This window comes from Lysobacter sp. DMC104 (assembly GCF_056313665.1).
This window is the reverse complement of the sequence record NZ_JBQUZW010000026.1, coordinates 1-10128: the sequence shown is the minus strand read 5'-3', so window position 1 is coordinate 10128 and position 10128 is coordinate 1. Positions and strand designations below refer to the sequence as shown.

Annotated in this window: 4 protein-coding genes; all 4 read right to left on the bottom strand. The window is 64.3% G+C overall.

From position 1 onward, the window contains the following. The coding region (locus ACT53R_RS19520; RefSeq protein WP_476173585.1) for a helix-turn-helix domain-containing protein at positions 1 to 318 on the bottom strand (318 nt) is incomplete at its 3' end. A gap of 150 nt (positions 319 to 468) precedes the next feature. Next, on the bottom strand, positions 469 to 1776 hold the full coding sequence (locus ACT53R_RS19515) for a hypothetical protein (protein ID WP_476173584.1): 1308 nt from the start codon (positions 1774 to 1776) through the stop codon (positions 469 to 471). A gap of 496 nt (positions 1777 to 2272) precedes the next feature. After that, positions 2273 to 8842, bottom strand: a complete 6570-nt coding sequence (locus tag ACT53R_RS19510; protein ID WP_476173583.1) for an NACHT domain-containing protein — start codon at positions 8840 to 8842, stop codon at positions 2273 to 2275. Positions 8843 to 8934: 92 nt separating this feature from the next. After that, on the bottom strand, positions 8935 to 10014 hold the full coding sequence (locus ACT53R_RS19505; protein WP_476173582.1) for a site-specific integrase: 1080 nt from the start codon (positions 10012 to 10014) through the stop codon (positions 8935 to 8937). Positions 10015 to 10128: the final 114 nt, after the last annotated feature.

Sequence of the window (10128 nt, the reverse complement as noted above, 5' to 3'; positions counted from 1 at the left end):
TTGAGCGCCACCGTTGCGATCGATCTCCCGACTCACCGTGGAGGGCGCCCGCCCCAGCGAAGCGGCGATCGCACGGAGCGACCGTCCTGCTGCCAGCCCGCGGGAGATCTCCTCGCGCTCGGCCAGACTCAGCGCCCGCGGTGACCGCCGCCTCGGTGGCGGGCGAATGCCGCCGTGCCGAATCAGGATGTTGCGGACGGAGCTGGCATGCCGGTCAAACAGGGCGGCGATCCGATGCACCGGCTCGCCGCGTTGCCAGCGATCCCACATCAGGGCCTTCTGGCTATCGGTGTAATGGATTCTTTTCCTGTGCTTCATCTGCAACACACCCGCTGCCTGTACAGCCTTCAGTGTGTTGCGTCGATCGGTTGAATCCGCGACCCATAGCCGCCGTTCACGGTTACGTCCAACATTGCCCCGAATCTCATTGCTACTCAAAACCGGGGGCACGTCGGGTGGCAGGTCGGCCTACGGTGCCGGCCCCTCTTCGTCAGCCTCCTCGTCGTCAACAACACCATCTGCCTCCCCGGCAACGAACCCGCACATCTCCATGAACATCCAGGCGCGCATCCAATTGTTCACCTCGTCGACTTTCAGGGTGCTAGCGTCTTCGTCGCTTCCGGCCGCCCTGCGAATGTACAACGCTTGTAGGGAGGCCACGTACGCCTCGCGGAAGATGCCGGTCGGGCGAAAGCCAAAGTTGTGCGTCAAGACCACTTCTTGAAGCTCGTGAACCATACCCTCCCATAGAGGCACCTCGCGCTCGCATTCGGTTCCGTGCGCCAGGCAGTCGTCAATAGCGCGCTTGGCGAGGCGCAGCAGCCGACCATCGAAGGCGTACCGCGGGCTCTCGATGAAAATGTCGCGATGCTGCTCGTCCATCTGCTCGAACATCGGGACTGAGCGCTCCGGATCGGCCACCAGGAACGGGTTGACGGCACATACAATCAGGCTGTTGCGGTAGTACCGAGGGAGCTCTTTCCAGGGCTTGCGGACGAACACGAATCCGTGCAGCTGCTCGGCCTCCATTAACTGCGCGGCATACGTACTCAGGGCGCCCAACGCCTCGCGGGTGTAATCGTTGAGGTTTCCCTCATCCTCCTCACTGTCGTACCAGCCTTTTAGGTCGTGGAACGAGGCGACAACGCAGCCCATCGCCTGGTGCGATAGCAGCCTATTTGCGAAGTAGCGGAAATCCTCATCTGTCGGGACGTACAGCTCCAGCTTCAAGCTTTCAAGCGTCTGCTCCGAAAAGATTGGGCGGTAAGCGATGACGTCCCGATTGGAGATGAGCAGGTCATACAGGTACGCATGGCGAGTGATTTTCGCCCCCATGGGCGCCACCAGAACGTTGGCGATGTCTGCCGGCCCCGAAAGCGCGAACATTTGGGCGATGTAGTTGCTATAGGCTAGCAACTCAGAGAACGCGTTCCGTTCGGATGAACTGCCGACCTTGAGCTCAAGTACGAAAATGCCGTCTTCGTGGTAGCCCAACAAGTCGAGCTGCATCGGCTTGGTACTGTCCGTGGGCAGGTCGACTTTGCTACCGACGAACGTTCCGTAGCGGACGCTATCGTGGATACGATCGATGCGCTGCAAAGCGCGCTGCTTGATAATGCGCCACAGCTCGAAGCTGCCCTCCTCATCATCTACTTCGGGCAGCAAGGCGGGGCCTTCCAAGGCTTGAGTCAGCTCGGCCGAATCCATCACGACCGTTTCCATGCCCATCGCCAACAACTGCTCGTGTACTTGTTCTTCAGAAAAGGGGATGGCCACTCAATCGCTCCCGTTGTGGTTCGCCGATGATGACATCATCGAATGCATCCATGGCACCGCCGAGCGGTTGACGACATCCGACGCTCGCTGGCGCCAGCGGCGGCTCAACATGGCATTCGATGTCTCCTTTTGGCTGGTAGCTGACATCGGCTGGGGCAGGGGATTAGATGGATTTGTCGGGGGTAGGGAAGGGCACTTCCGACCCGAACAGAACTTCCGCCAAAGCCGAAAGATGACGTGGGCAATTCCCGCAATGCCGACGCCGGTCATACGCATAGCAGGCCAACACCACGTGGCCCTCGGCAGTGTGGTGCGTCGGCCCGTTTGATCGATAGTTGGGCCAGACCATCCAGATTCCCGACGATTCCCTTGCCGCCGACTCGGCGGTGACTTTACTCGTGCTCCCCCCCCCCCGTGGGGGTGGTAGCTTCTGGCAGCCTTGACACTAACACGGCCGCCCACATCCGCTGACGCGCGCTACCGCGCCGAAAGCACGCTAGAACTTCGATTCTTCCATTTCGTGCGACCGGCCCGGGGTGTAGCTCACCTCGAGCGAAGGACTCATCCGGATGACAGCGGTGGTATGCCAGTAGCGGCCGCGCTCTCTGCCGTAGCCAGCATCGTGGCGGCGCAGGCGCACCAGCCACATCAGGTCGGCGTCGCGGGCCTCCAGGTACGCGCGCACGACGTCGGTACGGCACCACAGGCGTGAGCCTTCGCTCGCACCTTCCTCCTGTCGGCTTGATTCGATCCATGCGTCGGCCCGTACCACGGTCTCGCCGGCGGCGTTCTCCCAGGTCCGTTCGAACGGATCGACAAATCGCAGCTTGGCGAACGCGGTGGCGTCCTGGCTCAAGCGCGGGCGCTGCACCGCGCCGTCGGCGCCCAGGGCGTCGGTCTCGTCCAGATGCGCATGGGCCTCCTTGCGCACGATCCACGGCAGGTAGGGCGCATCGCGCTTCGAGGCCACCCCGTCGTCTTCGTACATCTGCAGCTGCGGCAAATAGGCTTGGAAGGGGCCCTGCGCGGCCACCTCCTCGGCCAATGCGGCGCTCCGGTCCCGCGGCGCCAGCGCCGACATCACCCGGATCTCGACGTTCTCGTTGGAGTGCCAACTGCCATCGACGGTGAGCCAGTCTCCCACTGAATCGCCGATCCCGAGCAACGACTTCAATGCGGCCGGATCCGCGGTGAGGTCCATCGCGGTGTCGCCCATGGCCATCAAGGAGACCCAGGTGTCCAGGGGTTGGCGGTCCATCCCGTCCGCGAGCCACAAGCCCGCCGGATGCGTCACGACCTCGCGCGAGAGCCAGTCCTCCCACGGATCTTCCTGTTCGTAGCCGCGCCAGACCACCGGGTGCGCGGCGAGCAGATCGCCGGCTACCGAGAACAAGGCGTGCCAAGCCAGCTGCTCGCCGTAAGCTTGGTACTCGGCGTCGATGCCGCGCGTGTAGCGGTCACGCCCCGGTCGCGACCGCCCTTTGCGATCGCTCATGAACTCGATATCGGCATCGTGTTCACGCACCTTGGCGACGAGGGCATCCACCGTTTTCCAATGCGGCCGTCGGAACAGACTCGTCAGTTGTGCAACGTCGTCCTTGCTGAAGTCGTAGTCCAGATGCAGTGCGGGCTGGGGCTCGGCCATGCCCTTGGGGCGTGTGGGGGAGAAGTCGCTCCCGTAGTAGTCCTTCTCCTTGCGGGCCGCGAAGCTCGATCGATTGACCCGCTGCAACTTCTGGACCCGTGCCTTCGACAGGCGCACCTCACCTGCATTCACACAGGCCAGCAGGGCCTGCGCCGCGAAATGCCGCCGAAGCACATGGCGGTCGACGGCGTCCAAGGCGATCGTTTCGAGGAAATCGGCATGCCGAGCAACGATCTCGGGCGCCTCTAGTGCGATGCGCGCCATCGCGATCAACAACCAGAGCTGGGCGTGCTGGTAGAAGAACGGCAACTCCGGCGCCTGGAAGGGAACTGCGTCGCGACGCCGATACTTTGCAACCACCCCATCCAGTACCTCGGCGCGTTCCAGGCGGACCGCTGTGCGCAGGCTATGGGCGGCGAACCACCGCTGCCGGGTGATGGGCGAACCGAGCTGGAACCAGGTCATTCCTGCGACGGCCTCGACCGCATCCCCAGTAAAGGTCATCGCTTCCTGCCACGTCCCGTCCTCCGTGTTGGACGCAAGCTTCGCCGGTCCGCTCTGCAGCAGGCGCGTCAGCGCCGTCTCGCCCACGCCGTGCGACGTCTTCCCGTTGAACTCCGCAGCGAAGTTGAGCCACACCGAGGCCGGCACCGGCATCTTGGGACGGGTGAACTCGTGGATGAGGAGCATCAGCACGTCGCGGCGCGCCAGACCACAGATCTCCTCGAGGGCGCGGACGTGCGAGTCCGATAGGTAGTCGAAGGAAATGTATTCGCGCGCATTCACCCGTGCGATGACCGGTGCACATGCCTTAAGCGCGTCGGCGACGGCGAGCGAGGAGCCGGCCCATTGTTCCTTACATGTGCGCAGCTCGCGTTCTTTCTCGTACAGGTCCAACATCTCGAGCCGCGCGATCAGTGCCAGATAGTCAGGCCATTGCTTGAAAGCTACCTTCACTCGCAGCGTATCGAGGACATCGCTCGTGAAGCGCATGTTCCGGTGATGCGCGCGCGCCGCATCGAGGACGCGCCCAACTGCGACCTCATCGAGCGGATCGGTGTCCGCGGAGAGCTGCAGGAAGCGCGTCTTCGCCGCGGCCTGCTCGTCTTCCCAAGTTCGAGGCGCCGCATCGGTCCCGGGCGCGCGCCAATTAGCGCGCGTGTTGTGGTCATCGCGCTTGACGTCGATCCGATCCGCCGCCGAGTCCAAGTACTGGCGCAGCCATGCGTCCTGACCCAGCACGGCGCCGGCGAAGCGGGCAAGCGCGCGGGGCGTTTCCGAGCCCAGTGAACCGGGGTTGTTCTGCAGGTATTGCGCGACGAGTTCGGTGGCCACGGCGGGCACGCGTGCGGACGGATTGGATTCGAGGGTGGCGACTAGCTGCGTGGTCCCGCACACGTAGAGCTCGGCTGGATTCGACAGTCGCAAGAGCGTCAGGGCGAGCTCGGCGTCGAGCTTGTCGTCCTCCAGCAAGGCCCGCACGTACGGCAACAGCGTGTAGTCCAACGAGATTCGCCCGCGGTCCTGCCACCGCGCCAACCTGGCGAGCCCGGCCACACCGGATACCCGGCTCATTGCGGTGCCATAGGAACCCCAGTGAAACTTCTGCTCCTCGCCGAAATTGAGCTCGCAAATGTTGGACAAGGTATGGCTCTCGCGCTGGCCGAGACCCTCGCCGGTCAAAGCGCCGGCGAAGTGCATCAACCCCTCGACAAAGCGGTAGTCGCCCGAGCCGATCGCATCCATTTGCTCGAGCCCCTTACGGAAGTACACGACCGCTTCGACGGGGCTTGCCGTAGCGATCGCCTGCCCGAGGCGCGCGAAGTGTGCAGCGCGATCGGTGACATCGTGTTCCTTTTCGGTGGCGACGCTCGCCTTGATTGCGAGCGCGCCGGCCATAGCATGGAACGCTGGCCGGGACGCCAGTAGGGCAACGAGCCCGATCAGGTGGGACACGGACGTGGTGTCCGGTTCGCTGACAGCTTTGATATAGGCCGCGACCTCGTTGGCTGGAAATTCGTCATTCGCCGCAAGAGCCAACGCCAACAAGCGCTCGCCGACCGCGTTGTGCTGCTGTCGCGCCGAGCGGCCGCCCGAGTGGTAATCCTCGGTGTTGCGAAGCGTGATCCATTGGGCCGTCAGCGGCGCCAAGGTAGGTGCCGCGGAATCGGAACCGACAACAGCCTGTGCAAAGTCACGCGCGATATCGAGCCAGCGCGGCAATCGCTCATTGAGGAACTGCGCGGCCGATGCGTTGCGGCTGTAGTAATGGCGCGTATCTTCGTTGGCGTCCCGGGCGGCCTTGGCTTTCGCCTGGTAGTCCGCGTCGAGTGCCTCCTTGAGCGCGGTGACGAACTCCGTGTCCGGCAGATGCGGAGGTAATGCTGCGGCGTGTTCGGCCAGTTCGCGCGGCAGCAAGTCGCGGGGACCAATCAGGGTGCCGGTCGCGCAGCAGGTGATGACCTGCCGCGCGATGTACGTGGTGATCTCACCGATCCAGTACGAGTCCATGAACACGTGCAGGCCGGGCGGTACCATGGGCAACGCCGCAAGGATTGCGGCGGATTGGGCAGGCATCCCCAACCGCACCGCCTTCGCCGCAGCCTCCACCATGCCCTGCACCAACGGGCGTTCGTCGGGCCGGTAGTGATCCCGAAGCTTGACCGGTCCGTCCGCCATGCATGCCGCCGCGAGCGACTCGAGCGGGGCGCGTTGCTGCTCCAGGCTGCCGGTGGTGTAACGAATTGCCGCAGCGATCGGCCCAATCGACGCCAGCGCATCAACACAGGCCCGGATCACCTCGGGCGGGAGCAAGTGCGCGGCATCGGGCCGGCGCGCCAGCAGGAACATCGCCGTGGCGGTGTCGTACCCGTACTCGGCGCTGACCCAACCCGATAGGTCTCGAGCCGCCGCCTTGCCGTCGCCTCTGAGCAGGTAGCAGAACGGGAGCGCCGCCAAGTCCAGCACCGTTGGGTGCACTCGGTCATGCGCGTCGCTCTTCTGGTGGAAGTAGTGCTGCAGCCACTCAGCAACCCACCGGGCATGCCAGATTGCCTCGGCGGTCTCGCCCATCAGCCCATGCGCAATCGCCAGACGGGCGTGGCGGGAACCGGGCCACGGGGTTCGTGCCTCGAAGATGCGCCGAAGGGAATCCGGATCGGCCGAGGCGACCACGAGATCGGGGTAGTCCAGCAGATACGTCGTTCCCCGCTGGTCCATCGCGGCGAGGGTCGACAATTCAACCAGCAACGGTACGAGTTGGTCGAGGTCGTTGACGCGAACGGCGTGCGCCACGGCGGCGCGAAGTCGCGCATGGCGAATTTTCTGTTGGCCTACGATACCAGTGACGCTCGCAGGCAGCCGTTCGTCGAAGGCCAACTGGAAGAGCTTCTCGCCATCCTCCAACTGCAGCAGCAGGTCGGGAAGCGTCGTGGCGGCATAGACCGACTCGCCCTGCATGGCGAACAGGTTCGTCGCCAGCTCATGCAGCGGCGCCGCGGCGCCGGCATAGTTGCGCCGGATGAGGGTTTCGGTGGGCTCGTCGCGGAACATCAGGCCATGCTTGGTCTGCTCCAGCAGCGGCGACAGGTCTGCCGCGAAGCTGACGACCGCGCCTTCGGCCATGCCGTTAACTTGCGCAAACTCCTTGAGCGGCACGGGCGGCGGCAAGGTGGCTAGACCCGCCAGAAAAGCGCGGATGCTGCGATCGGCATTGCCCAGCTTGCGTGCCTCAGCCAAGGCCTGGTCAATGCGGTGCTGGATCAGATCGTCCAGCGCGATCGGCTTGTCGATCTCGCTCGGCGCCAGCAGACCAGGTTCCGCGGCCAAGTGTTCCAGCACACGAGCATTGCCCTTGGACCGCGCCTGGCCCACTTGGACCATCGTCTCGGTCAGCTTGCTCACGCGGGTGCGCAGGAACGCACGTGTCTCTCGCTCGACGAACGGCGCCAGTTCGAGCTCGTCGGCGGAGATCTCGCCGCTTGCGGCGAGCCGCCGGTGCGTTCGGGCACTGACGACCACCTGCAGACCGGCGATCGCTGCGCCGTGCTCCAGGCTCTGCAGCAACAGGCGCGGGAACGAATCCTGATTGCGATCGCGAGCGATCTCGCTGGCGTTATCGATTGCGTCGAGCAGCAGGACCAGTTGCCGATCCGCCGAGCCGCGGCGCAAGGTCGCGACGGCTTGTTCCAGGCGCACGCGGAAGGCGCGAAGGATGTCTTCACTGTTGCTGGTCGAGGGCAGCATGGGGTCGCACAAGCCTCGACAGGCGAGCTCATTGGCGATATGCACTAGACCGCGGCTTGGTAGGTGCCTGCTGTCGTCGGAGGCACGGTATTGGCCCATGCCGAAGCAGTCGAACAGGATCGTCTCGTGCTCGTGGCCCAAGCGGGCGGCCAGCGAGTTCATGAAGACCGTCTTTCCGAACCCGCCTTCGGCATGCACGACCAATGGCCGAGTGAGCCGCGGGATGCGGTGGACGGTGTCGTCCAACTGCGCGCGATCAATCACTTTTCCGATCAGCGGAAAGCTCGCCGGCGCCGGGAGCAGATCCTTTTCGTCGGACAGGCCCAACGCAGCCAGCACGTCCGTGCGCACGATGACGTTGCGGTGCTGCTTGATCAAACCGGCCTTGTCGCGTGCCATTTCCCGGATATCCGCGAGACGGCGGCGGGCCATGTGGTCCCGCGCGTCTGACCAGTCCACCAGGGTGAGTGCGAGCTGCTGCTTGTTCTCGCGCAGGTCGCCGGTCAGGCCGATCATGTCTAGTCGCGCGGCGAACTCGGCGAGGTCCTTGCCCGTCAGCTTGCAGGCGTCCGCCACCTGCTTCGCCTGAGTTTTCGCGTCGCCCTTGAGCGGGCATTGCGCCGCCAGACCTTCGATGGCCTGGAGCAGCGCGGGCTCGATGGGCCGGTTGGTGACCAGCTCGAACCGCAACTTTGCCCGACCCTTGTCGGTCCCAAGCGACGTCTTGCAGGCGCGATACGTGCGCGCGAACTTACCAATCGTCTTCTTCGCGTCCGCCGCCCGAAACGGCTTGTGCTCGGCCGCCTTGGAGTACTTCACCTGGACCACGACCACGCGCTTGGCGTGCTGCAGGTTCGCCCGGCCTCCGAAGTACAAGACCGCGTCGGCGATCTCATTGCCCTCATTCGAGACGCCGCGCTGGTCCTCGTTGGCGAAACCTTCCACCGCAATGCCGACCAACTCGGCCCCGGGCAGGAGCAAGCCCAGGCACTTCCGAGCGACCCAGGCTTCGTGGAACTCGTGGCCATCGCGGGAAGCGCGGACAGCGTCTATCGCCGGGCGTGTTCGGCGGCTGGACTTCCTCTTGGGCTTGGGCGACGCCTTGGGCTTCGGCGTCGCCTTCCGCGGTGTTGCGGTCTTGAGCGTCGGAGTGGACTTCTTTTTACCCTTCGCCATTGCCGGTTCCGCCTAGACCTGATTTAACGATACCCGAGCGGCACTATCCAGGATCGACGTTGAGAAGCAATCGGGATTGGTGCGCGATAGCCCTACTTGAGAAGACGGCCTGCCGGATTGTCTTCTGCTGCACCTGCTTGAAAATACCCAATCACGCTCGCCACGGAACGATGCTCGGTCATCGCCATCACGGCCGGGAGTGGGACGCCTTGCTTGCCGGCCTCGGTCACAAATCCTGACCGCAAGCTATGCGCCCCAAAGTCTCCCTCCAACCCCGCCAAGCGAGCTCGGCGCTTCACGATAGTAGCCACCGAGCCCGGGAGAAGGGCAGGGCCCACCCTATTCTTCCAGACCCGCCGAAAGATCGCCCCTTCGCGGATATCCGCTGCCTTGAGCCAGGCCGCCAGCGCCTCGGCACTGCGTCCCAGGATCGGCTTGTCCGGCGTCGAATCCGCCTTCACCCCGGCCTGCTGCGTCTTCGAGTACTCCAGCCGGTAGATGTAGCCGTCCTCACCGACCTTGCGCAGGTCGCGCATGTCGGCGGCCGCGATCTCACTGCGGCGGCGCCCTCCACTAGCGAACCCGAAGCAGAGGAGGGCACGATCGCGCAGGCCCTCCAGGCTGTGATCGCAGGTAGCCAGCATGGCTTCAAGCTCTGGCCGGGTAATCGCAGTTTTTTTGGTTGGCCGTTCGCCGCGTTTGACCGCCGCGCGCCGGGCCCGACTCAGGAGTGTGCGGACGCTTGGCAGCTCGCACGGATTGGCCAAGCGCTTGAGCTTGTGCGCCGTAGATAGCACGGCGACGCGCTGGACCACCGTCGACAGCTTCAGCGGCCCGATCTTGGCCTTAAGACCCGCGGCGACCAGCGCCTGGTCGATCGCCGCCGGCAGCTCGCTGACCAGACCGGTCTTGTTCTTGCGCTGAATGTGGTCGACCAAGAACTGGATCACCACGGGCTCGCTGGCCGGCAAGGCCAGCTCGACGCCGTAGCGGGCCTGGTGCCAGCCGGCCCAGTAGCGCAGGGCAGTGGCATAGCTGCGGGTGGTATTGGCGGCAGCCGCTTCGGCGAGCAGTTCGCGCACGGCGTCGGTGGCCTGCTGCGCCAGCTGCTCGGGCAGCACCAGATTTGCAGCCGTCGCTGACAAAGCGGGGAGCGTGCTATTTCGCTTCATAATATGTAGTGTACGTTATGAAATAGGGCATGTACTGACGATAATCATCACTTATCGTTAGTACGGAATCAACAGAGTAGGGCAGTCGCGTCGGAGGGCGGCATGCATGGCTAA